At 36.1% G+C, this 22391-nt stretch carries 30 protein-coding genes; 29 read left to right on the top strand and 1 reads right to left on the bottom strand.

From position 1 onward, the window contains the following. Positions 1 to 46 precede the first annotated feature (46 nt). From KQI49_RS11450 to rsmI, 14 genes are all read left to right on the top strand, one after another. Entirely contained in the window at positions 47 to 367 is a 321-nt protein-coding gene (locus KQI49_RS11450) for a YbaB/EbfC family nucleoid-associated protein (protein ID WP_216489144.1), read from the top strand. Positions 368 to 379: 12 nt separating this feature from the next. After that, complete coding sequence (gene recR, locus KQI49_RS11445; protein WP_216489142.1) at positions 380 to 976, top strand: recombination mediator RecR; 597 nt, start codon at positions 380 to 382, stop codon at positions 974 to 976. A 15-nt stretch (positions 977 to 991) separates the two neighbouring features. After that, positions 992 to 1207 (top strand): YaaL family protein, encoded by a 216-nt coding sequence (locus KQI49_RS11440; RefSeq protein WP_216489133.1) that lies wholly within the window; start codon positions 992 to 994, stop codon positions 1205 to 1207. A 791-nt stretch (positions 1208 to 1998) separates the two neighbouring features. Then, positions 1999 to 2262: a pro-sigmaK processing inhibitor BofA family protein gene (locus tag KQI49_RS11435; protein ID WP_216489131.1), complete on the top strand. Its 264-nt coding sequence runs from the start codon at positions 1999 to 2001 to the stop codon at positions 2260 to 2262. A gap of 82 nt (positions 2263 to 2344) precedes the next feature. After that, positions 2345 to 2536, top strand: a complete 192-nt coding sequence (locus KQI49_RS11430; RefSeq protein WP_216489129.1) for a sigma factor G inhibitor Gin — start codon at positions 2345 to 2347, stop codon at positions 2534 to 2536. 190 nt (positions 2537 to 2726) lie between these two features. Beyond that, a complete protein-coding gene (gene tmk / locus KQI49_RS11425; RefSeq protein WP_216489127.1) occupies positions 2727 to 3374 on the top strand; it encodes a dTMP kinase in 648 nt (215 codons plus the stop codon). Positions 3375 to 3402: 28 nt separating this feature from the next. Beyond that, the gene (locus KQI49_RS11420) at positions 3403 to 3732 is read left to right on the top strand and encodes a cyclic-di-AMP receptor (RefSeq protein WP_216489125.1); all 330 of its coding nucleotides are present in this window, start codon (positions 3403 to 3405) and stop codon (positions 3730 to 3732) included. Positions 3733 to 3774: 42 nt separating this feature from the next. Next, positions 3775 to 4215 (top strand): YaaR family protein, encoded by a 441-nt coding sequence (locus tag KQI49_RS11415; protein ID WP_216489124.1) that lies wholly within the window; start codon positions 3775 to 3777, stop codon positions 4213 to 4215. 73 nt (positions 4216 to 4288) lie between these two features. Further along, positions 4289 to 5278, top strand: coding sequence for a DNA polymerase III subunit delta' (gene holB / locus KQI49_RS11410; protein WP_216489122.1), 990 nt, complete (start codon positions 4289 to 4291; stop codon positions 5276 to 5278). Between the two features lie 7 nt (positions 5279 to 5285). After that, on the top strand, positions 5286 to 6113 hold the full coding sequence (locus KQI49_RS11405; protein ID WP_216489120.1) for a PSP1 domain-containing protein: 828 nt from the start codon (positions 5286 to 5288) through the stop codon (positions 6111 to 6113). Between the two features lie 53 nt (positions 6114 to 6166). Then, entirely contained in the window at positions 6167 to 6472 is a 306-nt protein-coding gene (gene yabA / locus KQI49_RS11400; RefSeq protein ID WP_216489326.1) for a DNA replication initiation control protein YabA, read from the top strand. 80 nt (positions 6473 to 6552) lie between these two features. Beyond that, positions 6553 to 7293, top strand: coding sequence for a tRNA1(Val) (adenine(37)-N6)-methyltransferase (locus KQI49_RS11395; protein ID WP_216489118.1), 741 nt, complete (start codon positions 6553 to 6555; stop codon positions 7291 to 7293). After that, on the top strand, positions 7286 to 7573 hold the full coding sequence (locus KQI49_RS11390) for a GIY-YIG nuclease family protein (protein ID WP_216489116.1): 288 nt from the start codon (positions 7286 to 7288) through the stop codon (positions 7571 to 7573). The genes KQI49_RS11395 and KQI49_RS11390 overlap by 8 nt, the downstream gene beginning before the upstream one ends. Further along, on the top strand, positions 7551 to 8426 hold the full coding sequence (gene rsmI, locus KQI49_RS11385) for a 16S rRNA (cytidine(1402)-2'-O)-methyltransferase (RefSeq protein WP_216489114.1): 876 nt from the start codon (positions 7551 to 7553) through the stop codon (positions 8424 to 8426). Before KQI49_RS11390 ends, rsmI begins: the two co-directional genes overlap by 23 nt. 43 nt (positions 8427 to 8469) lie before the next feature. Here rsmI and KQI49_RS11380 read toward each other — a convergent pair whose 3' ends face one another. Beyond that, positions 8470 to 8748 carry a transition state genes transcriptional regulator AbrB gene (locus KQI49_RS11380; protein WP_216489112.1) on the bottom strand — a complete coding sequence of 93 codons (279 nt, stop codon included), beginning with the start codon at positions 8746 to 8748 and terminating at the stop codon, positions 8470 to 8472. Between the two features lie 273 nt (positions 8749 to 9021). On the opposite strand from KQI49_RS11380, the gene metG reads away from it, so the two are divergent. The 15 genes from metG (at position 9022) to spoVG (ending at position 22387) form a co-directional block, all read left to right on the top strand. Continuing rightward, positions 9022 to 10980: a methionine--tRNA ligase gene (gene metG / locus KQI49_RS11375; RefSeq protein WP_216489110.1), complete on the top strand. Its 1959-nt coding sequence runs from the start codon at positions 9022 to 9024 to the stop codon at positions 10978 to 10980. 537 nt (positions 10981 to 11517) lie between these two features. After that, complete coding sequence (locus KQI49_RS11370) at positions 11518 to 12300, top strand: TatD family hydrolase (RefSeq protein ID WP_216489104.1); 783 nt, start codon at positions 11518 to 11520, stop codon at positions 12298 to 12300. Between the two features lie 320 nt (positions 12301 to 12620). Further along, positions 12621 to 12998 carry a GntR family transcriptional regulator gene (locus tag KQI49_RS11365; protein ID WP_216489102.1) on the top strand — a complete coding sequence of 126 codons (378 nt, stop codon included), beginning with the start codon at positions 12621 to 12623 and terminating at the stop codon, positions 12996 to 12998. Beyond that, positions 12988 to 13860 carry an ABC transporter ATP-binding protein gene (locus KQI49_RS11360; protein ID WP_216489100.1) on the top strand — a complete coding sequence of 291 codons (873 nt, stop codon included), beginning with the start codon at positions 12988 to 12990 and terminating at the stop codon, positions 13858 to 13860. Before KQI49_RS11365 ends, KQI49_RS11360 begins: the two co-directional genes overlap by 11 nt. Next, positions 13845 to 14564 (top strand): hypothetical protein, encoded by a 720-nt coding sequence (locus KQI49_RS11355; RefSeq protein WP_216489099.1) that lies wholly within the window; start codon positions 13845 to 13847, stop codon positions 14562 to 14564. The genes KQI49_RS11360 and KQI49_RS11355 overlap by 16 nt, the downstream gene beginning before the upstream one ends. A gap of 178 nt (positions 14565 to 14742) precedes the next feature. Continuing rightward, the gene (locus KQI49_RS11350; protein WP_216489097.1) at positions 14743 to 16038 is read left to right on the top strand and encodes a resuscitation-promoting factor; all 1296 of its coding nucleotides are present in this window, start codon (positions 14743 to 14745) and stop codon (positions 16036 to 16038) included. A gap of 76 nt (positions 16039 to 16114) precedes the next feature. Beyond that, positions 16115 to 16684, top strand: a complete 570-nt coding sequence (rnmV, locus tag KQI49_RS11345; RefSeq protein ID WP_216489096.1) for a ribonuclease M5 — start codon at positions 16115 to 16117, stop codon at positions 16682 to 16684. Beyond that, positions 16674 to 17555: a 16S rRNA (adenine(1518)-N(6)/adenine(1519)-N(6))-dimethyltransferase RsmA gene (gene rsmA, locus KQI49_RS11340; RefSeq protein WP_216489094.1), complete on the top strand. Its 882-nt coding sequence runs from the start codon at positions 16674 to 16676 to the stop codon at positions 17553 to 17555. The genes rnmV and rsmA overlap by 11 nt, the downstream gene beginning before the upstream one ends. Positions 17556 to 17649: 94 nt before the next feature. Then, positions 17650 to 18558 carry a sporulation peptidase YabG gene (gene yabG / locus KQI49_RS11335; protein WP_253286808.1) on the top strand — a complete coding sequence of 303 codons (909 nt, stop codon included), beginning with the start codon at positions 17650 to 17652 and terminating at the stop codon, positions 18556 to 18558. Between the two features lie 294 nt (positions 18559 to 18852). Next, positions 18853 to 19119, top strand: coding sequence for a biofilm formation stimulator Veg (gene veg, locus KQI49_RS11330; protein WP_216489092.1), 267 nt, complete (start codon positions 18853 to 18855; stop codon positions 19117 to 19119). Between the two features lie 89 nt (positions 19120 to 19208). Further along, entirely contained in the window at positions 19209 to 19556 is a 348-nt protein-coding gene (locus KQI49_RS11325; protein ID WP_216489090.1) for an SCP2 sterol-binding domain-containing protein, read from the top strand. A 97-nt stretch (positions 19557 to 19653) separates the two neighbouring features. Further along, positions 19654 to 19836, top strand: a complete 183-nt coding sequence (locus tag KQI49_RS11320) for a small, acid-soluble spore protein, alpha/beta type (RefSeq protein ID WP_216489089.1) — start codon at positions 19654 to 19656, stop codon at positions 19834 to 19836. Positions 19837 to 20157: 321 nt separating this feature from the next. Next, entirely contained in the window at positions 20158 to 21009 is an 852-nt protein-coding gene (gene ispE / locus KQI49_RS11315) for a 4-(cytidine 5'-diphospho)-2-C-methyl-D-erythritol kinase (protein ID WP_216489087.1), read from the top strand. Positions 21010 to 21074: 65 nt separating this feature from the next. Beyond that, positions 21075 to 21893, top strand: a complete 819-nt coding sequence (gene purR / locus KQI49_RS11310) for a pur operon repressor (protein WP_216489085.1) — start codon at positions 21075 to 21077, stop codon at positions 21891 to 21893. Positions 21894 to 22090: 197 nt separating this feature from the next. Next, complete coding sequence (spoVG, locus tag KQI49_RS11305; RefSeq protein WP_216489083.1) at positions 22091 to 22387, top strand: septation regulator SpoVG; 297 nt, start codon at positions 22091 to 22093, stop codon at positions 22385 to 22387. Positions 22388 to 22391 lie beyond the last annotated feature (4 nt).

Genomic DNA, 22391 nt, shown 5'->3' with positions numbered 1-22391 from the left:
AATGAAATAACATTTTGTCTTTTAAAATTATAAGGAGGCGTTTTTCATGAAAGGTAATATGAATAACATGATGAAACAAATGCAAAAAATGCAGAAGAAAATGATGAAGGCTCAGGATGAATTGCACGAAATGGTGTTTGAAGCATCAGCTGGTGGTGGAATGGTAACTGTAACAGCTAATGGGAAGAAAGAAATTACAGATGTAAAAATTGAAGAGGACGTTGTAGATCCAGACGATGTTGATATGTTACAAGACCTTATTCTTGCAGCAACAAATGACGTTCTAAATCAAATTGACGAAAAAACAAATGATACAATGGGTCAATTTACAAAAGGCATGAACTTACCTGGTGGAGGTATGTTCTAGGAGGCATCCTCAATGTATTATCCAGAACCAATATCTAAATTAATTGACAGCTTTACAAAATTGCCAGGGATCGGGCCCAAAACGGCTGTTCGGCTGGCATTTTTTGTTTTAAATATGAATGATGACGATGTTCTCGAATTTGCACAATCACTTGTTAATGCTAAACGAGAACTCTCTCATTGTTCAATATGTGGTCATATTACAGATCAAGATCCATGTGCGATTTGTCAAGATTCATCGAGGGATAACTCAATCATTTGTGTTGTCCAAGATCCAAAAGATGTGATTGCTATGGAAAAAATGAAAGAGTTCCACGGCAAGTACCATGTTCTTCATGGTGCTATTTCTCCAATGGATGGGATTGGACCAGAAGATATAAATGTTCCTGACTTAATCAATCGCTTAAAAGATGAGAATGTGAAAGAGTTAATCCTCGCCACTAATCCGAATATTGAAGGTGAAGCAACGGCAATGTATATCTCACGCCTTGTCAAACCATCAGGTATTCGTACAACTCGCATAGCACATGGCCTTCCGGTTGGCGGAGACCTGGAATATGCAGATGAAGTCACATTATCGAAAGCATTAGAGGGAAGAAGAGAACTGTAGAATTTAGGTGACATGATGGCTAGAAAGATAAAGAAAAGAGATATAGATCGACAGCTGCTCGATGCCTTATATATAGTAGAACAAGAGTGGAAACAAATAAGTTCAATCGTTGAAAAAAGTATTGAGCCATCTATGGATGGAAAGTTCAGAGAATCTATTGCTCAAGCAAAGTATTTATATTTATTACGTGAGGCTAGGCACAGAAATCTCAATGCTTTGAATTATAAATAAATAGACTTTAAATAGATTAAGAGACTAGTTATTCACTTTCGAAGATCAAGAATCCATAGCCATCATGATGGCTCATTTAGTAGAACTATTTTTCAAAAGGATGAGATTAAGCACCATCCCTTTGAAAAATAGTTTCTTTTTGTAAAAATGCAGATAAGAATGTATTTGTAAACAATTACCATATGATGTGCAGTAACTAATGGGTTGGTTTCAAAGCAAGTGTAATCATGACCGTCTGGGATCGCTCTGGGCGGATGCTTTCCGCGGGCACGGCTTCAGCCTCCTCGAGAAAACCACTCTGCGGGGTCTTCAGACTCACGCTATTCCCGCAGGAGTCACCGCCCTGCGCTCACCCAGACTATTAAAGTTATTTAATGTTATTATAAGTCAATTTTGTACAATGATATTAAGCTGAAATCAGCGTAGGAAAAAATGCGGAGACTCCTGGGGCTGCAGCAAGCTTCGCCCCACCAAAAACCTTTGTGGGAGCTAATGTTTTCGGTGGGACGAGCATTTAGCGCAGTCCCAGAGGCCTAGATAAGACTCCGCAGAGCGTAGCTCGAGGAGGCCCATCAGCCGCCCACGGAAAGCGTAGCGTTTGGATTACTGCTTACTTTAACAGGATGGGAAGAGAGTCCGTGTTGAAATTCTGTCGCATTTTATATCAACTACGGCAAAAAATAATCCATGAGCTACTTTTAATGCAATCGACAAGATGTTATTTCGGTTCTTTTTTTGCTTGTCCAAGCATATGTACTAATAAGAGGACAAGGAAGAAGGAGTTGATTGTGTTGGGTTCAACGTGGGTTATCTCTATTATGGTTGGGTTAATTATTTTGCTTTTATTTGTAGGTGCACCGGTTAAGCCGTTAAGATTTATTGCTAACAGTACGGTTAAATTAGGAATTGGTATTTTACTATTATTCTTTTTGAACGTATTTGGTGGAGCTGTTGGATTGCATATACCTATTAATCTTTTTACCGTTGCCATTTCAGGATTCTTAGGACTCTTCGGTGTCGCATCTTTAGCTGCTATTCACTTATTTGTCATATGAAAATTAAATTGAAAGTTTCAAAGTTTTTTCGTATAAAAACCGTTAGATTAGGAGAGACTATTATCTAACGGAGGTGGTTAATGTGAATCGAACAACATTTAATGAACGCTGTGGCATTTGTGAGGAAAGAAAGGAACGAGGCATTCATCTATACAACTTTTTTATCTGTACGGAATGTGAGTATAATATTATTCATACAGAGCCGAGAGAAGAAAAATACAATTACTACTTACGAAAATTAAAAAATATTAATCAACCAACATTATATTCATAGAAATTCGACTAGGGGTCTTTGCTTCATAAGTGCAAAGACTTTTTTATTGCATATCTATAACTTTTATTAATTAAAAAATAAACTATAACATGCTACAATAGAGGTAAACAATACAATATATTTTCGCGAGAATCGCAAATTTTTTTGATTTAACATAGACTATTATGAACTGTTAAAGGAGAAAGCATAAGTGAATGGGTATTTTATTACACTAGAAGGTGGTGAAGGAGCAGGAAAAACAACTGTTCTCAAATCTCTTCGAAACGAACTACAAGAAAAAGGGTTTGATGTGTTAACAACAAGAGAACCTGGCGGAATTGATATCGCAGAAAAAATAAGACAGATTATATTAGCGACTGAACATACCACAATGGACGGTCGAACGGAAGCATTATTGTATGCTGCTGCTAGAAGACAACATTTGGTGGAAAAAGTTTTCCCCGCACTTAGAAAGGGGAAAATAGTTTTATGTGATCGATTTATCGACAGTAGTCTAGCTTACCAAGGATATGCAAGGGAACTTGGAATGGATGAGGTTTTCTCAATTAATCAATTCGCTATTCAAGATTGTATGCCAGACTTAACTTTATTTTTTGATATTACACCAAAAAAAGGATTAAAGCGGATCTCGTCGAATAAAGATAGGGAAAGAAATCGCTTAGATTTAGAAGAAATGCATTTCCACGAGAAGGTTTATGAAGCTTACCAGCTTTTGGTTGAAAAGTTTCCTGAACGGATAAAGGTAATTAATGCAGATCAACCATTAGAAAGGGTTGAGGAGGATGCCATAACTACACTTACCCGCGATTTGAAAGAAAAAAGTATTGAATTAAGATAAATCGACTTAAAAAGGAGGCTTATTTAAAATGAAATTAATTATTGCGGTTGTTCAAGATAAGGATTCTAATCGCCTTGTCGATGCGTTGGGAGAAGGAAACTTTCAAACAACAAAACTGGCTACCACAGGTGGATTTTTAAAAGAAGGAAATACAACATTAATGATTGGTTGTGAAGATCAGTACCTTGATGAAGCCCTTGATATTATTCGAGATAATTGTTCACAGCGTGAGCAAATGGTAGCTCCTATTTCTCCAATGGGTGGTAATGCAGATTCTTATATACCTAAGCCGGTAAAAGTTGAAGTAGGCGGTGCTACGGTCTTTATTCTACCAATTGAGTCGTTTTACCAGTTTTAAGAGTTAAAACAATTTATGATTATAAAAAGGAGGACTGGGCGAATGAAAATTAACCAAGAAATCAGATCCACATCTGAAGCAGCGAATAGGCAACTGCGCGTGAATCTTGATGAGCACCAAAAGTTTAAAGGTCTCGTTCAGTCCCAAGCCAGCAAGTTGCAAAATCAAGAAGTAGAAAACTTACTTAATAATATAAGTAAGCAAGGAAATAAATTAGCAAGTTTCAGGTCTTTACGTGATTTAGCTAAATTTAAACAGATGATTAAGAGATTTTTAAAAGAAACAACGAGCTCAGGCTTAAAATGGCAATCAGGACACCACTTTGATCCGTCTGGTCAAGGTCGTAAATTAGCCCTGGTTAAAGAAGTTGATGAGAAATTAATTGAGTTAACCGAAGCTATGATGAGTAATGAAAAAAAGACAGTCGACCTCTTAGGAATTATTGGTGAAATTAAAGGTCTGCTGCTTAATATATATGCATAACCGAAAAAATTGATAAACACCTATGAATTTAAAAAGAGTAGATTTAACATATAAGAGATAAGGATGGGAACAGATGACAACATGGTCTGAGATTGAAAAAATTCAGCCGATAGCCAGCAGAATGATTACAAACAGTATAAAAAAAGGCCGTATTTCCCATGCCTATCTTATCCAAGGTGCACGTGGAACAGGTAAGGAAGCCATTGCCACATTGATTGCAAAGAGTATATTCTGTGAACGTCTAATAGGTGTGGAACCCTGTCAATCGTGCCGAATGTGTAAACGTATTGATTCAAGAAACTACCCTGATATCCATTGGGTTGAACCTGAAGGACAATCGATTAAAATAGAACAAATTAAAAATTTACAAAGAGAATTTACGTATTCAAGCTTTGAATCCAATCAAAAAGTTTATATTATTACAGGTGCAGATACATTAACATTAAATGCTGCCAACCGTATTTTGAAATTTTTGGAGGAACCAACTCAGCGAACAACCGCTATTTTATTAACTGAAAATAGTCAATCAATGATTCCGACCATCCGTTCACGGTGTCAACTTATTGACTTAAAGCCACTTCATTCTAAGCATTTACAAGAACAATTAGTGGCGTCTGAGATGTCTGAGAAGGATGCAGCTTTAATGAGTGCTTTGACCAATAATATTGATGAAGCTATAGAGTGGAGCGATGATGAATGGTTTGCAGAAGGGCGAAAATTAATGATACAATTGATGGAAATACTTATTGCACCTTCAGAAGATGCATATTTATTTATTCATAATCATTGGTTAAAGCATTTTAAAGAACGAGCTCAACTCGAACGTGGAATTGATTTGCTGTTATTAGCTTTTAAAGATGTTCTTTATGCTCATTTAGATAAAGAGGAATCAATGGTTGTATTCAATATAAATGATGAGCAGCTCAAACAGTTAGTTTTATCATATTCTCAAGAAGATTTAATTAAAGTGTTACATAACTTACTTGATGCTAAACGTCATTTAAAGCAACATGTCAATTCCAGTTTAGTCATGGAACAATTAGCACTTCAAATACAGAGGTGATTATAGAGTGATAGATGTAATTGGTGTCCGCTTTAAAAAAGCGGGTAAAATATATTATTTCGATCCAGCTGATAAAAATCCCAAGCTTGATGATTATGTTATCGTAGAGACAGTCAGAGGGATTGAGTTTGGTAAAGTCGTCATTGCAGATAAGCGTGTCGACGAGGAAGATGTCGTACTACCTCTTAAGAAAGTGATGCGGATAGCTGATGAAGAGGACAAGCGTACAGTTTTAGATAATGACACATATGCGAAAAAGGCTTTTTCCATATGTGATGAAAAGATTGTCCAACATAAATTAGATATGAATCTAGTGGATGTAGAATATACATTTGATGGAAATAAAATTATTTTTTATTTTACAGCAGATGGGCGCGTTGACTTCCGTAACCTTGTTAAGGATTTGGCAGCATTATTTAAAACGCGTATTGAATTGAGACAAATAGGTGTACGTGATGAAGCCAAGATGCTTGGTGGAATAGGGCCTTGCGGAAGGATGCTATGTTGTTCTTCTTTCTTAGGAGATTTTGAACCAGTATCGATAAAAATGGCAAAGGATCAAAATCTTTCTCTTAATCCCGCTAAAATATCTGGACTATGTGGCCGCTTGATGTGCTGCCTGAAATATGAAAATGACCAATATGAAGATGCTAAAAAGGAATTACCAGATTTGGGACAAAAAATGGAAACTCCGTATGGCAAAGGTCATGTGGTAGGACTGAATATTTTAGAAAAGGTTATTCAAATTGAAATCACTGAAAAAGACCGTGTGATTGAATATACTGTGGATGAATTGATAGAAGAAGGTATCCTAACGACGCAAGCCACAAGGTAGTGGGGTGAAAAAGCGTGAGTAAGTATAGGCAAATATTCGATCAAGTATCAGATATGGAACAACAAATTGGCGAGTTGTATGAACAACTGGGTGACTTAAAAAATAAAATTAGTGGTTTATTAGAAGAAAATCATCGTCTTGGTATGGAAAATCATCATATTCGAAATCGTTTAAATCAGCAAGAAGAAAACGATGAGACAGATAGGCCACAAGAGGCATCTGATGTTCCGAGTGAAGGTTATGATAATTTAGCTCGTATTTATGATGAAGGGTTTCATATCTGTAATTTAGAATTTGGAAGTCCGAGAAAAGATGAAGATTGTATATTTTGTCTTGATTTTTTAAGCAAAACAAAATAATCTTGAAGTAACTCTAGCTGCCTCTTGTCTGAATGACAAAAGGCAGCTTATTTTGTAAATGGAGAGGAACAACATATATAATGGTAAAGTTAATCGATGATGAACGTCTTGATTATTTATTGGCAGATCAAACAATGAAAATCATTCAAAGTCCTACTGCATTTTCTTTTTCTCTTGATGCCGTCCTTTTAGCTCACTTCGCCAATATACCAATTCAAAAGGGTAAAATATTAGATTTATGTACTGGTAATGGGGTCATTCCACTATTGCTTTCAAAACGAACAAAGGCGTCTATTGTGGGAGTGGAAATTCAGGAACGTATTTTTAATATGGCGGAGAGAAATGTTGAGTTGAACCATCTTAGTGAAAGAATCGCAATGATTCATGGGGATTTAAAGGAAATGCAACCTGTGCTTGGCCATAGCCATTTTGATGTTGTGACATGTAATCCCCCTTATTTCAAGACTCCGTCTAAGACAGAGCATAATCAAAATGATTATTTGACGATTGCTCGTCATGAAGTTTACTGTACATTGGAGGACGTTATTAAGGCTTGTAAGTTGCATGTAAAGCCTGGAGGAAAAGTAGCTATGGTCCACCGTCCAAGTAGACTTGTTGATTTGCTAACTTTATATCGTGCCTATAAGATAGAACCGAAACGGATGCGGCTCGTTTACCCGAAACGTGGTCGTCAAGCAAACATGTTATTGCTTGAGGGAATGAGAGACGGAAAAGCGGATTTGCATATACTTCCACCTTTATATGTCTATAATAATGATGGAACCTATACGAAAGAGGCTGAGGAGATAATTTATGGATGAACATATAGTATATATTTTAAGATGTAAAGATAACTCACTGTACACAGGATATACAAATGATTTGGAACATCGTCTTGAGATGCATCGAAGTGGAAAAGGAGCAAAATACACACGAGGACGTGGCCCGTTCCAAGTGATGTTTGTCGAAAAACATCCAACAAAAGAATCGGCAATGACACGTGAATATGAGATTAAACAGTTGACACGAAGAGGGAAAATGCTCTTAATTCGTGAAAAACTGAAAGAGGTTATTCAAAATGATGATACAAAAGAGTTTTAATGATGATTTAAAGGGGAAGCTGTATATCGTTCCCACGCCCATCGGTAATCTTGAGGATATTACCTATCGAGCATTAAATACATTAAAATCAGCCGATTTAATTGCTGCTGAAGATACAAGAAATACCCAAAAGTTGTTGAATCATTTCGATATTCATACACCATTAATAAGTTACCATGAACATAATAAGAGGGAACGAGAAGACATGATGGTGAGCAAAGTTGAGGAAGGTCAAGTCGTGGCACTTGTGAGCGATGCCGGCATGCCGGCAATATCTGACCCAGGCTATGAGTTGGTACACGCTTTAATTAAAAGTGATTTGCCAGTTGTCGTGCTACCTGGTGCAAATGCTGCTCTTTGTGCATTGGTAGGATCGGGGTTGCCTTCTAGTGAATTTTATTTTTATGGATTTTTGCCAAGAAAAAAGAAAGAAAAGCAGGCTGAACTGGAGCGACTCCGCTCTTTAAAAGCCACTCTTTTAATATATGAATCCCCTTTTCGTGTGAAAGATACGTTGAAGGTGATTCTAGAACAACTTGGGAATCGAAATATAGCGATTGCTAGAGAATTGACAAAGCGATTTGAAGAATATGTGCGAGGTACGGTAGAAGAGCTTATTTCATGGACAGAGGAGACAGAATTACGCGGTGAATTTTGTCTTGTAATTGAAGGAGATTCTGGTGAGAATACGGAACATGATGATATGTGGTGGAGTCACTTGTCAGTCGTGGAGCATGTTACTCACTATATGGACGAACAATCTTTATCAAGCAAAGAGGCTATAAAAACCGTAGCTACAGAAAGAAAGTTACCAAAGCGAGAAGTCTATCAAGCTTATCATATTGATAAATAAAAAGAGTTGACCACTAAAGGGATCAACTCTTTTTAATCTATATTTATTCATTAAATTTGTTTTGTATTTCATCAACTAAAGTCTTTGCTCCCTCGGGGCTTAAAACAAGTTTTCCATCTGCAAGTGTAATGTTCTCGTCTTTCGTTTCACCTGTGACGAAGCATGACATATTCGCTTGGTATTTTTTAAATATAACTTTATCATCATCAACATAAATTTCAAGAGGATCTTTAATATTAATATCAAGTGTTCTACGCAGTTCGATTGGGATGACAACTCGTCCTAGTTCGTCAACCTTTCTTACAATCCCAGTGGATTTCATTCAGTTTCCCCCTTAAATAATTTCTTGTTTTCGCCATATTTCGACATAAACTGATTTTATCTTACCAACCTTTTACAATTGTGTCAATATTTTTTTAACTATATTTTTAAGTTTTTTGAAAGTTTCAAGATAAAGAAGTCAATCATAAAAGCTAAGCTATTGAATTGGTAAGAAATTGCACTGATCTTGTTAGAAAAATGCTATGTTATGGCAATTACCACGAAAAATCGCTACAATAGAAGAATAATCTAAGTTTTGTTAAGGAGGAAAACCATGTCGGAGAATAAAAAGACTTTTTATATTACGACACCAATTTATTACCCAAGTGGAAAATTACATATTGGACATGCCTATTCAACCATTGCTGGGGATGCTATTGCGAGATATAAACGGATGCGCGGCTATGATGTTATGTATTTAACTGGAACGGATGAACATGGACAAAAAATACAAAAGAAAGCTAAGGAAAATAATCAAACACCTCAGGAATATGTTGATGACATTGTCGGAAGCATTCAAGATTTATGGAAGAAGTTAAAAATTACGAACGATGACTTTATCCGTACAACTGAGGAAAGACATAAAACAATCGTTCAAAAGATTTTTCAACAATTACAAGATCAAGGTGATATTTATTTAGATGAGTATGAAGGATGGTATTGCACGTCATGTGAATCCTTCTTTACAGAAAGACAATTGGAAGATGGCAACTGTCCGGATTGCGGAGGTCCTGTCCATAAGGTAAAAGAAGAGTCATACTTTTTTAAAATGAGTAAGTATGCCGATCGACTGATTAAGTATTATGAAGAGCATCCTCATTTTATTCAACCTGAAAGCCGAAAAAATGAAATGCTTAACAACTTTCTTAAACCTGGACTAGAAGATTTAGCTGTATCTAGAACAACATTTGATTGGGGAATTAAAGTTCCTAGTAATCACAAGCATGTTATTTACGTATGGATTGATGCACTGACCAACTATATCACGGCTTTAGGGTATGGTACGGACAACGTTGAGAAGTTTGAAAAGTACTGGCCAGCTGATGTTCATTTGATGAGTAAAGAAATTGTTCGTTTCCATACAATTTATTGGCCAATTATGCTTATGGCGCTTGATTTACCTCTCCCTAAGAAGGTGTTTGCACACGGTTGGATTTTAATGAAAGACGGGAAAATGTCTAAGTCAAAAGGAAATGTTGTGGATCCTGTTTCACTGACTGACCGTTATGGTCTTGACGCGCTTCGTTACTATTTATTGCGTGAGGTGCCGTTTGGCTCAGATGGTGTCTTTACACCAGAAGGATTTGTTGAGAGAACAAACTATGATTTAGCAAATGACTTCGGAAATTTGCTAAATCGGACAGTAGCTATGATTACGCAATACTTTGATGGTGAAGTACAACAATATCAAACATCAGAAACACCAGTCGATAGTGAACTGGAAACGATGGTAAAAGAAACGGTTACGAGTGTTGAAGAGGCAATGGAAAATATGCAGTTTTCAGTTGCTCTAGCTTCTATTTGGAAGTTAATTAGCCGAACCAATAAATATATTGATGAAACTGAACCATGGAAATTGGCTAAAGATGAAGGGCAGAATGAACGTCTTGGTAATGTTTTAGCTCATTTAGCAGATACCTTACGTGTGATAGCTATCTTGTTACAACCATTTTTAACTGAAGCTCCAAAAGAAGTATTTAAGCAACTCGGTATTAACGATGAGGCAATGAAACAATGGGATAGTATTTATGAATTGGGAGCAATTAAAGTGGGAACAAAGGTTGAAAAAGGAAAACCGATCTTTCCTCGTTTAGATGTTAAAGAGGAAGTTAAAACAATTAAAAATTTGATGCAAAAAACAGGTGGCAGCGAGGAACAGAAGCCTGAACAAGACAAGCCAGGGAAAAACGAAGTAGCTTTCGATGACTTTATGAAAATTGATCTTAGAGTCGCTGAAGTGTTGAAAGCTGAGAAAATGAAAAATGCGGACAAACTGCTTAGGTTACAGCTCGACATTGGGAGCGAGAAACGCCAAGTAATCTCTGGAATTGCCAAGTATTACGAACCAGAAGAGTTAGTTGGCAGAAAAGTAATTTGCGTAACTAACTTAAAACCTGTTAAACTTCGTGGTGAAATGTCTGAAGGAATGGTGTTATCTGGAGAAGATAAAGGTGGTAATCTTTCTCTTGCAACCGTCGATCAATCCTTGCCAAATGGTTCTGTTGTAAAATAATAAGATTAACCTAAGGTCTGGCTTGGCGAACTTACCAAGCCGGCTTTTTTTAAAATTGATTGTTTGTGTGCATAATGAATTAGTAATATAAATTACAGCTCCAGCTAAGACTGAAAAGTTCTTCGTCATGATGTATAATCTCTTAAAAATAAGATCATGAATCGTGAGAGCGTCCGTTATGATGCGTAATCTCATAAAAGCTGGATCATGAATCGTGAGAGCGTCCGTTATGATGCGTAATCTCATAAAAGTTGGATCATGAATCGTGAGAGCGTCCGTTATGATGCGTAATCTCATAAAAATGGATCATGAATCGTGAGAGCGTCCGTTATGATGCGTAATCTCATAAAAGCTGGATCATGAATCGTGAGAACGTCCGTTATGATGCGTAATCTCATAAAAGTTGGATCATGAATCGTGATCGTTCCTCACGATATGTATCCCCATTAGGATCAAAATTTTAATTGCTATATCTAATTAATTAAACTAACTTTTTAGATGCAAGATAATAAATTATGATATACCAGAGGTGAAAAAATGTTATTTGATACGCATGTTCATTTAAATGCCCGTCAGTTCATGGAGGATCGTGAAGAAGTGATTCAGAGTGCCTTTGATGCGGGCGTTAAATATATGGTAGTTGTAGGATTTGACCATGAAACTATTCCCTTAGCCATTGAAATTGCTGAACAATATGACTCAATTTATGCAGCAATTGGATGGCACCCTGTTGATGCGATTGATATGACCGATGAAGACTTTAAATGGATAGAAGAACTTTGCTCTCATCCTAAGGTTGTCGCTTTAGGAGAAATGGGATTAGATTATCACTGGGATAAATCACCGAAAGATGTCCAAAAAGATGTATTCAGGAAGCAAATCAACCTAGCCAAGAAAGTAAATATGCCGATTATTATTCATAACCGGGAAGCCACAGAAGATATTATTAAAATATTGAAAGAAGAAAATGCTAAAGAAGTGGGCGGCATTATGCATTGTTACAATGATTCAGTGAAATATGTACAAGATTGCCTTGATATGAATTTTTATATGTCGTTCGGTGGGACGATTACATTTAAAAATGCTCCCTTACCGCAAGAAGCTGTTTTAGAAGTACCTGATAACCGCTTGCTCATTGAAACTGATGCACCATTCCTAGCACCTCATCCTAATCGAGGTAAACGCAATGAGCCTGCTTATGTTAAATTAGTCGCAGAAAAAATCGCAGACTTAAGAGGAGTATCATATGAGGAAATCAGTAGTATGACAACTCAAAACGCTTTTGACTTTTTTGGAATTGACCCTAGTAAAAATAAGTAAGTAAAGTTAAGATAGGTGAATTTTTACCAGCAGAGCTAACTCAAAGATAACAAGTGGTGTCTTTGAGTTAGCTCTTTTTTTTCCTCCTGTTCTAATCCCTCCTAAATTAATATTGCATGAGTTATATACTTAAATTCCCAATTCACTCAAGAAAGATAGGATACACTTCACGGGCTTTTCCATTTCGCTTTTTTCAGCCTAATACTTTACTAGTCTAATAATAACTATCCAATTTTAAACTAAAACTCCCTTGACAATTCAGTTCATTACTTATATGGTTAGTTATACAACTAACTAACCCATTGGAAAAGGTGACAAAAATGAAAGGTAAATTAGATGATCGACGACCAATCTATCTTCAGATTAAAGAGTCGATTGAGGATTCCATTATCAATGGATCAATTAAAGTAGGGGAACGAATACCATCTACAAATGAACTAGCTAAGTTTTATAACATCAATCCTGCTACAGCACGGCAAGGTATTAATGAGTTGGCACAAGAAGAAATTATTCTAAAGCAAAGGGGGGTTGGCATGTTTGTTACGGAGGTTGGAAAGGAAAAATTAATTGGACATCGCAAGCAGCAGTTTTATGAGAACTTTGTTATTCCGTTAAAAAATGAAGCAAGTAAATTGCAAATTTCTAATGAGCAATTGTATGACATGTTAAAAAAGGGGGAAGTCCGCTATGGAGATTAAAGTTAATAAGCTATCGAAACGTTATCGAAAAAAACACGCCTTAAACGAGGTATCATTTGAACTCACTGAACCAAAAATTTATGGATTACTCGGGAGGAACGGCGCTGGAAAAACAACATTTATGGATATCTTAGCAGGCTATCAATTACCAACAAGCGGTGATGTTTTAGTTAATAATAAAAATCCTTTTGATAATCGGGAGATATCACAACATATTTGTTTAATTAAAGAAGGTAGCAACTTTAATCAGAATTTGAAAGTTAAACATATTTTGAATTCTTATAGTTTATTTTATCCAAATTGGGACCAGGCGCTGGCTAATGAATTAATTAAAGAGTATAACTTATCTTTGAATGCGAAAGTCAAAACACTATCTAAAGGAATGGAATCGGCATTAGGAGTTATTGTAGGGTTATCTAGTTTGGCAACAATAACAATTTTTGACGAACCCTATATTGGACTTGACGCGGCTGCTCGAAAAAATTTTTACAATACTTTATTGGAACAATATGAAACCCGTCCTCGCACGATTATATTTTCAACTCATTTAATTGATGAAGTGAGTTTATTGTTTGAAGAAGTATTGATATTAAGAGAAGGTGATCTGATTATGCATGAAAAAGCTGAAATAATGCGGCAAGGTGCTTTTTCAGTTACTGGATCGAAAGCCGAGGTTGAACAATTTATTCAAGATAAACAAGTCATGAAAATTAAGGAACTAGCCAACATGATGACAGCCTTCGTATTTGGTAGTCAAGAAGGAGTAGAGGATACTGATTTAAATGTTGAAGGTGTTCCGATTCAAGAATTAATGATCTATTTAACGGAAAAAGGAGGAGAAGTATCATGGATGGCCAATTAAAAGGAGCGGTTTATTTTATTTTGACTGATTTAAAGCGACCATTTGTCATTTTTTGGACCGTGTTAGTTAGTTTCATGGTGCTAACTTATGGACTTGATTATATATTTAGTAAGGGTGATGATACAGCAGTTAGTTATGATTTATCGTTTCCTATTTATATATTTTCAGCCGTATTAGCTTTTGTAACCGTGAAAAACTGTATTCCCTGTCTTATTAAAATGGGGTCAACTCGGATGAATATATTTGTTTCTGCTGGTGTCTCTTTCCTTTGTTTGGCAATGGTAAATGCTGCATTGGCTAATACCCTCACTTTAATAGCTGAAAAGGTATTCAAAGCAACTAATAATGGGATATTTACTATAACAACTGAAGAAAAGTCTTATACCTTTAGCCACTTGGCAGATTTGGTTTTAGAAACCACGTGGTATAGTCGCGTTGTTATTGATACGTCTATAGCTTTCTTTTTACTAGCCTGTTTCTTTATTATCGGTTTAATATTTTATCGATTTGGCTACATTGGAGGTTTCACTATTTTAGGTATTACAATGGCAACATTGGTTTTCGGGATTGCTAAAGGATGGATACTAGACTTTTTCATAGACTTATTTACGGATTTTAGCTTTATTTTCTTTTATCAACTTCTTTTAACAGGGGTTGTCATTTATTTAATTTCGTATATTGTCATGCGGAAGATAACGATTTAGGTTATAGGATTTCACGTGCCATAATATTCTAATGTTCGACTTAATCAATGTTTATTTGACTGTTGTAAAGTAATTGCCATCGTATGTAACCAAATTGTAAAGTAAAAGTAATCGAAAACCCTTTGACTTTGATTTTTAATATTTATATAATCGTATGCGATGTCAAGGAGGCAATAGCATGCGAAAAAATTCAAAGCTTTTCTCCAAGTCAAATTTACAAAAGGTTATTTCGACGGTGGGTGTTTTGGCACTGATCGCTTTTTCTAGCATCATTGTTTTTGATGCAATGAAAAAGACCATTACTGTAAATGACAATGGAAAAGAGCAAAGAGTTCAAACGCACGTTAAGACAGTTGAGGAAGTTCTTGAGCAAACAGGTATTACTGTAGGCCAACATGATGAGCTGTCTCATGCGTTAGATGCAGAAATTGAAAGTGGCATGACAATCGATTATAAAACTGCCAAACAAGTGACGGTCAATGTCGATGGAGAAGAAAATATATATCATACAACCGAAGAAACAGTAGAGGACTTATTTATAGATCATAACTTAGCGTTCTCCAATCATGATGACTTATCACATGAGTTAGACGATGCTCTAAAAGAGGGTATGATAATCGATGTCACTAAAGCTTTTCAAGTTACCGTTGTCAACGGTGGGAAAAAAGAAAAATACTGGACGACAGGCGGAACAGTCGAACAATTATTAAACGATCACAAAATTACTTACTTAAAAAACAGCAATGATAAAATAAATGTTAACTTATCCGATAAAATAGAAAATGATACTAAGATTAAAATTGTTCGTGTCGACAAAGAGAAAGAAGAAGTTGAAGAAGCCATTCCTTTTGAAATAGAAACTCAAGAAGACAATTCTTTAGAAAAAGGAAAAGAAAAGGTTATTTCTGAGGGAGAGGAAGGTCTCGTCGTTAAAACATATGAAATAACGAAAGAAGACGGCAAAAAAGCCGATAAAGTACTTAAAGACGAAAAGGTTCAAAAAGAGAGTCAAAACAAAGTTGTCGCAGTCGGAACGAAAGAAGCTAAACAAACAAATGATGGTGGCAATCTTCAAACTCTCGCTAAATCAGAGTCAAAATCAGAATCAAAGTCAAAACCGAAAAGTAATTCATCAAGTGCATCAAGCAGTTCTTCTAAGAAATCCAGCAGCTCCAATTCAAACGGCAAAACACTTACGATGAGTGCGAGTGCCTATACTGCAAAATGTAATGGTTGTTCTGGTCATACGTCAACAGGTATTGATTTGAATGCCAATCCAAACAAAAAAGTTGTTGCAGTTGATCCAAGTGTGATTCCACTTGGAACTAAAGTTTGGGTAGAAGGCTATGGTGAGGCTGTAGCTGGTGATACAGGCGGTAATATTGTGGGAAACCGAATTGATCTTCATTTTCCTAACAAGGAAGCAGCTTTGGCATTTGGTCAAAAGACAGTGACTGTGAAAGTTTTAAACTAAATTTTAATAACATGATATTCATGCTCTTACCATGTTAAAATGGTAAGAGCATTTTTTATGAAAGAGGCGCAAGTATATGAAAATAAAAGAGGTTATTGTTGTAGAAGGAAAAGATGATACGGTAAAAGTTCACCAAGCCGTTAATGCGGATACTCTTGAGACAAATGGTTCTGCTATAAATAAAGCCACATTAAGACAAATCGAACATGCTCAAGAAAAGCGCGGGGTGATTATTTTTACCGATCCTGATTATCCCGGAGAAAGAATTCGCCATATAATAGACCAAGCTGTACCGGGGTGTAAACATGCCTTTTTGACGAATGAACAGGCAAAAGCCAAACATCCTAAAAATAAAAGCCTAGGGATTGAGCATGCTTCTATACAAGATATCAAACAAGCATTATCAGCGGTTTATCAATTAACTGATGAGGTAGAAAGCGATATTTCAAAAGAAGATTTAATAAATTACGGACTTATTGGTGGATTAAAAGCAGGGAAGCGAAGAAAACATCTTGGTGAGTTACTTAAAATAGGTCATACTAATGGAAAACAACTTTTAAAACGTTTATCTATGTTTAATATTACTCAAGCTCAATTTGAACAAGCGATAAATCAGGTTATACAGGAGGAGACGAATGAATCGTAAAAAATATATAGCAACTCCGAGCATGACCAATCAAATAATGAAAGAGCATCATCTCACTTTTAAAAAAAGTTTAGGACAAAACTTCCTAATTGATGTTAATATTTTAGAAAATATTATTAAGCACGCTGGGATTGATAAAGAAACTGCTGTTATCGAGATTGGTCCCGGAATAGGTGCCTTAACAGAGCAATTGGCAATTCATGCTGAACAAGTTGTTGCTTATGAAATTGATCAACGCCTTTTACCTATTTTAAATCATACATTACAAGACTACACAAATATTCATGTCATTCATCAAGATATTTTAAAGGCTGACGTCAGTCAAATGATAAAAGAAAGATTCCGCCCAAATCAACCTGTTCAACTGGTCGCAAACCTACCGTACTATATAACAACACCTATTCTAATGAAGTTATTACAGGAAAAGTTACCTTTATCAAGTATCACGGTAATGATTCAAAAGGAAGTCGCTGACCGCATGGCTGCAGCACCTAATAGTAAGGCCTATGGTTCTTTATCACTTGCTGTACAATATTACACTGAAGCGGAAGTCGTAATGACCGTGCCAAAAAGCGTTTTTATGCCACAACCTAATGTCGATTCAAGTATTCTAAAACTAACCTTGAGAGAAAATCCACCCATCGAGGTAGCCGATGAAGATTTCCTTTTCTCGCTGATTAGAGCTAGTTTTGTACAGAGACGGAAAACATTACGAAATAATTTAAATAGGTTTTTAAAAGATAAATACGATAAGGAAGACATATCTTCTATTTTAGCGGCAGCAGGTATCGATGGTTCAAGAAGAGGAGAGTCATTAAATATGCAAGAATTCGCCACTTTAGCAAATGAGTTCACGGCAATAGATGGTTAATTTGTTTAAAACTTAGGCACACTCACCTCACTATGAACATAGCCTATGTTAGGATGCTTTCACTTATAGTGATGAAAAGCGGTGAGGTGAATATATGATACCTTATACAAAAGGCGAATTAGTGACAAGGAAATCGTATCAACATGATTTATTATTTAGAATTTCTTCATTTAAACAAGATAAAGCAATCCTTTATGGGGATGAATATCGCCTTGTAGCAGATGCACCATTTGATGATTTATCCCCTGTTAAAAAGAGAGATTTGGAAAAAAGACGCCAACAGAGCAAAGAGCAGGAAGAATCATCTTTTCGCTTATTTAGGCAAGATTATCGGCTTATGGAACAAAAGCGTGATTATCAATCTTCTGAAGGTTTCAAGGTCCCGCACTTCTTTCAACTGCCGGCTCGCGTTCTTCATATAGACGGGGATCCGTCTTACTTGAAAAAGTGTATTGCTTTATATAAACGAATGCATCTTCAAGTTCATGGAGTCCATCTTAATGAAAAAGAAATGCCTTTTGAGATAGGGGCACTTATTGAAAAAATAAAGCCAAATATAATTGTTATTACAGGTCACGATTCTTATCAGAAACAAAAAGGCAAAAAAAGTGAGCTACAGGCTTATCGACATTCAAAGTATTTTGTAGAAACGGTGAGAAATGCTCGTGATAATGTTCCAAATTTAGATCAGCTCGTGATCTTTGCGGGGGCATGTCAGTCCCATTTTGAATCTCTTATTAGAGCGGGGGCAAACTTTGCAAGTTCACCATCACGAATTAACATTCACGCTCTTGATCCCGTATTTATTGCAGCTAAAATAGCTTACACCCCTTTTATGGAGAAGGTTAGTGTTATGGACGTATTAAGAAATACTTTAACAAGGGAAAAAGGCATGGGTGGCATAGAAACGAGAGGACTCTTACGAACGGGCTTACCCTATCTTCAAGATGATAATGAAAATGAGCACTTTGAAAAAACACCGGGTGATGGATATGAAGTTTAATGGAATCTAAGTTTCTTAAGAATAAATCAACTCTAAGATGACATATAAAAATAAGCACGCACTATATGAATTTAAGCCAACCTTATTCTTATATTAATTGAATAATTAGGTTGGCTTGTTTGTTAATTAGATATTTTTACAAGTAAATACATATATTTTTAACAATTAGGCATAATAATAATAAATATAGTGGAAACCTATTGACATTAAAAAAGATATATTGGTATAATATATAGTTTTATTTGACTTTCATACAAGCGTGTGGTAAACTAATATGTAGTGAGGTGGAGTCTAGTGGCAAAAACATTAATCGAAATTAAGCAAGGTCTTGAGGATCAATTAGGAAGACGTTTACGACTGAAGGCGAACAGAGGCAGAAGAAAAACAATTGAGCGCTTTGGAACTTTAGCAGAAACGTATCCTTCTGTTTTTGTGGTCGAGCTAGATCAAGATGAAAATGCTTTCGAACGTGTTTCTTACAGCTATGCAGACGTACTAACAGAATCGGTGGAATTAAGTTTTCTTGATGAACAACAGAAAGCCATGTTATCAGAACAATAAACGATTTTATCGTTTATTGTTCTTTTTTTCTAAAGTATTATACTCTATATAATGCGAGAAAATATAATACGTGCAAAGGGGAATTGGAGATGGAAGCAAAGACTATTCCGGAATTGTGGGAGCTTATTGATCAAAAGTTATTTGAGAATCAGGATCCTTATCAAAATTTAAATGCTATTTATGAATTCCAAATCACTGATCAACCTGAGAGTGTTTACCAATTAGAGTTTGACCAGGGACAAGCGATTATACATAGTAATTCAGAAAAAGAACCAGCGTGTATATTAAAATTAAAGGAAAAACATTTTACAAAGTTTCTTACAGGTGACTTGAATAGTACATCAGCGTTTATGACGGGGAGATTAAAAGTTGATGGAAATATTGGTTTAGCACTTAAGTTAGAAAGCATGCTGAAGCAATATGATTTTTCTAATTAAATCCTTTTTTGCATACTTATAACACGGTTAATTTACATAGGAATGTAAAAAGTAATAATGTCGTAATCACACTAACACGAAAGGGGATGTTCTTTCTATGGCTAGCAGACGTGGGATCATGTCACACCAAATGAAAGAAGAAATTGCAAAAGAGTTAGGATTTTACGACACAGTGCAGCAAGAGGGATGGGGCGGTATCAGAGCTAGAGATGCCGGGAACATGGTTAAAAGAGCCATTGAAATAGCTGAGCAAAGCATGCAAGAAAAAGGCAGACCCTAATGGGTTTGCCTTTTTTTAGTTTTTTTGCTTATACTGAAGTCCACGAATCCGGCAAAATCCGTAAAAGTTGTCGTTCAAAAAGATGTTCCGTAAGCTATGCGGCATTTCGGTAAGGGCTTCAGCTCTTTGCTTATGTTAGCAGTCGCCATCACTTTTCTTTGTCCAGTTCTGGCTCCTAGAGACTACGGACATAAGCAATGAGCATTTCAGGCACAAAGACCAGTGCCTTTCAGCTCTTTGCTTATGCCTCCATCCCTTAGCAGTCGCCATCACTTTTCTTATATGATACAATTTGTTTAATATTAAAAGTAGGTGACGGAGATGGCACTTTTTGAGAAGGCGCCGGCAAAAATCAACTTATCACTTGATATATTGGGTAAGCGTAATGATGGTTATCATGAAGTTGAAATGATTATGACAACCATTGATCTTTATGATCGGATTGAGCTGCACTCCTTAGCAGAAGACAAAATTAAAGTGTCATTATGGAGTAGGTATGTACCAAATGATGAACGGAATTTAGCTTATAAAGCGGCGGTCGCGCTTAAACAAGCATATAATATTACCAAGGGTGCCCATATTAAAATTGAAAAAAATATCCCAGTCTCTGCAGGTCTTGGTGGTGGGAGCAGTGATGCAGCAGCCGTTTTACGTGGCTTAAATAAAATTTGGTCTCTAAATTTATCCTTAGCTGAACTTGCTCATATAGGGGCTACCATTGGTTCAGATGTCCCTTTTTGTGTTCATGGTGAAACGGCCATTGCCAGTGGGCGTGGTGAAATTATTGAAAAACTTCCTTCTCCCCCATCATGTTGGATTGTCCTAGCTAAGCCAGATATCGGTGTTTCTACAAAAAATATTTTTAAACGTTATATACATGAAGCAAGGTCTCGACCTGTTAAAGAAGATATTATACAAGCGCTATATGAAAGTGATTTTATGACACTAGCTAGTTCGATTGAAAATGTATTAGAACCTGTGACGTTCAGCCTTTATCCGGAAGTTAAAAGGATGAAAGAAAAAATGTCTAAATATGGTGCGGTAGGTTCACTTATGAGTGGAAGTGGCCCTACAATTTATGGATTGGTTAAACAACATAGTAAAGCAAAAAGTATTTATAATGGAATGCGTGGCTTTTGTGACGAGGTCTATATTGTTCGTTTATTAGGTTAAAAGTTGATTAAAGGCAAACAATAATGTTATATTTGTTAAAAATATTCGGTTTTTGAGGTGTGAAAATGAAAAGGAGCCATCGATTGGTGGATTTAACAAACTTTTTCTTGGAAAATCCACGGGTATCAAGAAATCTTAATTATTTTGCAGAAACTTACAATTCGGCTAAGTCTTCTATAAGTGAGGACTTGGATATCGTCAATGAAGTTTTTGAAACAAAAGGCATCGGTTATATAAAAAGAAACCCTGGAGCGGCTGGAGGGGCGAGTTTTATCCCTGAATTAAGTCACGAGCATGGTATGGAGTTTATTAATCATTTATGTCACAAGCTTGAAGACCCTCTTAGGATTTTACCGGGGGATTATTTGTATATGAGTGATCTTCTTGGCGAACCTCAAACGGTGAGAGAGATAGGTCGCGTTTTAGCCTCGAAGTTTTCCGCAGATGATATTGATGCGATTGTTACTGTAGAGACGAAAGGAATTCCTTTAGCCTATGCTGTAGCCTCTTTCTTATCAGTACCGACAGTTATTGCCAGGCGAAATCCAAAAGTGACTGAAGGATCTTCAGTCAGTATAAATTATGTATCAGGCTCATCGCGTAAAATACAAACAATGGTTTTACCCAAGCGCAGTCTGACAGAAGGATCTAATGTATGTATTATTGATGATTTTATGAAAGCGGGCGGCACTATTACTGGTATGGTAAGTCTGTTAAAAGAATTTAACGCCCATGTTAAAGCTATCGGTGTACTGGCAGAAGCAGATGATGAAGAAGATGAACGTAGTGTTGAAGATTATATTTCATTGATTAAAATATCAGATGTAGATATTAAAAATGGAACAATTCAAACACAACCAGGTACTTATGAGCAAAAAAAGTAAATAGTATGATTTACCTAAACCTTTCTTTGATTAAGAGAGGTTTTTTTGTATTTTAAGACAGTTTAAAAGTCCTTTTTCTATAGGTTTGATAGATTTTTTGTAAATTATTAAACTTTTTTTAATATTTAGCAGGAATTATTGAATTTTTGTTGAATTAATATAAGTAAGTTCTTATTGGGAAAAGGTGGTGAATCAGCATGGAAGTAACTGACGTTAGATTACGTCGTGTTAACACGGAGGGAAGAATGCGCGCTATTGCATCAATTACGTTTGATCAGGAATTTGTAGTTCATGATATTCGTGTAATTGATGGTAACAATGGCTTATTTGTCGCAATGCCATCTAAACGGACTCCTGATGGTGAGTTTAGAGATATCGCACATCCCATTAATTCAAACATGCGAGCTAAGATACAAGATGCTGTATTGGAAGAGTATCACCGTGCAGGAGAGGAAGAGGCAGATGCCGATTACGAAGAAGCGGGAGTATCTTAAATAA

This window comes from Virgibacillus sp. MSJ-26 (genome assembly GCF_018918075.1).
In the GTDB taxonomy this organism is placed as follows: domain Bacteria; phylum Bacillota; class Bacilli; order Bacillales; family Amphibacillaceae; genus MSJ-26.
This window is presented reverse-complemented; position numbering and strand designations above follow the sequence as displayed.

Coding starts and splice junctions, on each gene's coding strand:
- KQI49_RS11450 (WP_216489144.1), top strand. CDS start 47: ATGAAAGGTAATATGAATAACATGATGAAACAAATGCAAAAAATGCAG.
- recR (WP_216489142.1), top strand. CDS start 380: ATGTATTATCCAGAACCAATATCTAAATTAATTGACAGCTTTACAAAA.
- KQI49_RS11440 (WP_216489133.1), top strand. CDS start 992: ATGGCTAGAAAGATAAAGAAAAGAGATATAGATCGACAGCTGCTCGAT.
- KQI49_RS11420 (WP_216489125.1), top strand. CDS start 3,403: ATGAAATTAATTATTGCGGTTGTTCAAGATAAGGATTCTAATCGCCTT.
- KQI49_RS11415 (WP_216489124.1), top strand. CDS start 3,775: ATGAAAATTAACCAAGAAATCAGATCCACATCTGAAGCAGCGAATAGG.
- holB (WP_216489122.1), top strand. CDS start 4,289: ATGACAACATGGTCTGAGATTGAAAAAATTCAGCCGATAGCCAGCAGA.
- yabA (WP_216489326.1), top strand. CDS start 6,167: ATGGAACAACAAATTGGCGAGTTGTATGAACAACTGGGTGACTTAAAA.
- KQI49_RS11395 (WP_216489118.1), top strand. CDS start 6,553: ATGGTAAAGTTAATCGATGATGAACGTCTTGATTATTTATTGGCAGAT.
- KQI49_RS11390 (WP_216489116.1), top strand. CDS start 7,286: ATGGATGAACATATAGTATATATTTTAAGATGTAAAGATAACTCACTG.
- rsmI (WP_216489114.1), top strand. CDS start 7,551: ATGATGATACAAAAGAGTTTTAATGATGATTTAAAGGGGAAGCTGTAT.
- KQI49_RS11380 (WP_216489112.1), bottom strand. CDS start 8,748: ATGAAATCCACTGGGATTGTAAGAAAGGTTGACGAACTAGGACGAGTT.
- metG (WP_216489110.1), top strand. CDS start 9,022: ATGTCGGAGAATAAAAAGACTTTTTATATTACGACACCAATTTATTAC.
- KQI49_RS11370 (WP_216489104.1), top strand. CDS start 11,518: ATGTTATTTGATACGCATGTTCATTTAAATGCCCGTCAGTTCATGGAG.
- KQI49_RS11365 (WP_216489102.1), top strand. CDS start 12,621: ATGAAAGGTAAATTAGATGATCGACGACCAATCTATCTTCAGATTAAA.
- KQI49_RS11360 (WP_216489100.1), top strand. CDS start 12,988: ATGGAGATTAAAGTTAATAAGCTATCGAAACGTTATCGAAAAAAACAC.
- KQI49_RS11355 (WP_216489099.1), top strand. CDS start 13,845: ATGGATGGCCAATTAAAAGGAGCGGTTTATTTTATTTTGACTGATTTA.
- KQI49_RS11350 (WP_216489097.1), top strand. CDS start 14,743: ATGCGAAAAAATTCAAAGCTTTTCTCCAAGTCAAATTTACAAAAGGTT.
- rnmV (WP_216489096.1), top strand. CDS start 16,115: ATGAAAATAAAAGAGGTTATTGTTGTAGAAGGAAAAGATGATACGGTA.
- rsmA (WP_216489094.1), top strand. CDS start 16,674: ATGAATCGTAAAAAATATATAGCAACTCCGAGCATGACCAATCAAATA.
- yabG (WP_253286808.1), top strand. CDS start 17,650: ATGATACCTTATACAAAAGGCGAATTAGTGACAAGGAAATCGTATCAA.
- KQI49_RS11325 (WP_216489090.1), top strand. CDS start 19,209: ATGGAAGCAAAGACTATTCCGGAATTGTGGGAGCTTATTGATCAAAAG.
- KQI49_RS11320 (WP_216489089.1), top strand. CDS start 19,654: ATGGCTAGCAGACGTGGGATCATGTCACACCAAATGAAAGAAGAAATT.
- ispE (WP_216489087.1), top strand. CDS start 20,158: ATGGCACTTTTTGAGAAGGCGCCGGCAAAAATCAACTTATCACTTGAT.
- purR (WP_216489085.1), top strand. CDS start 21,075: ATGAAAAGGAGCCATCGATTGGTGGATTTAACAAACTTTTTCTTGGAA.
- spoVG (WP_216489083.1), top strand. CDS start 22,091: ATGGAAGTAACTGACGTTAGATTACGTCGTGTTAACACGGAGGGAAGA.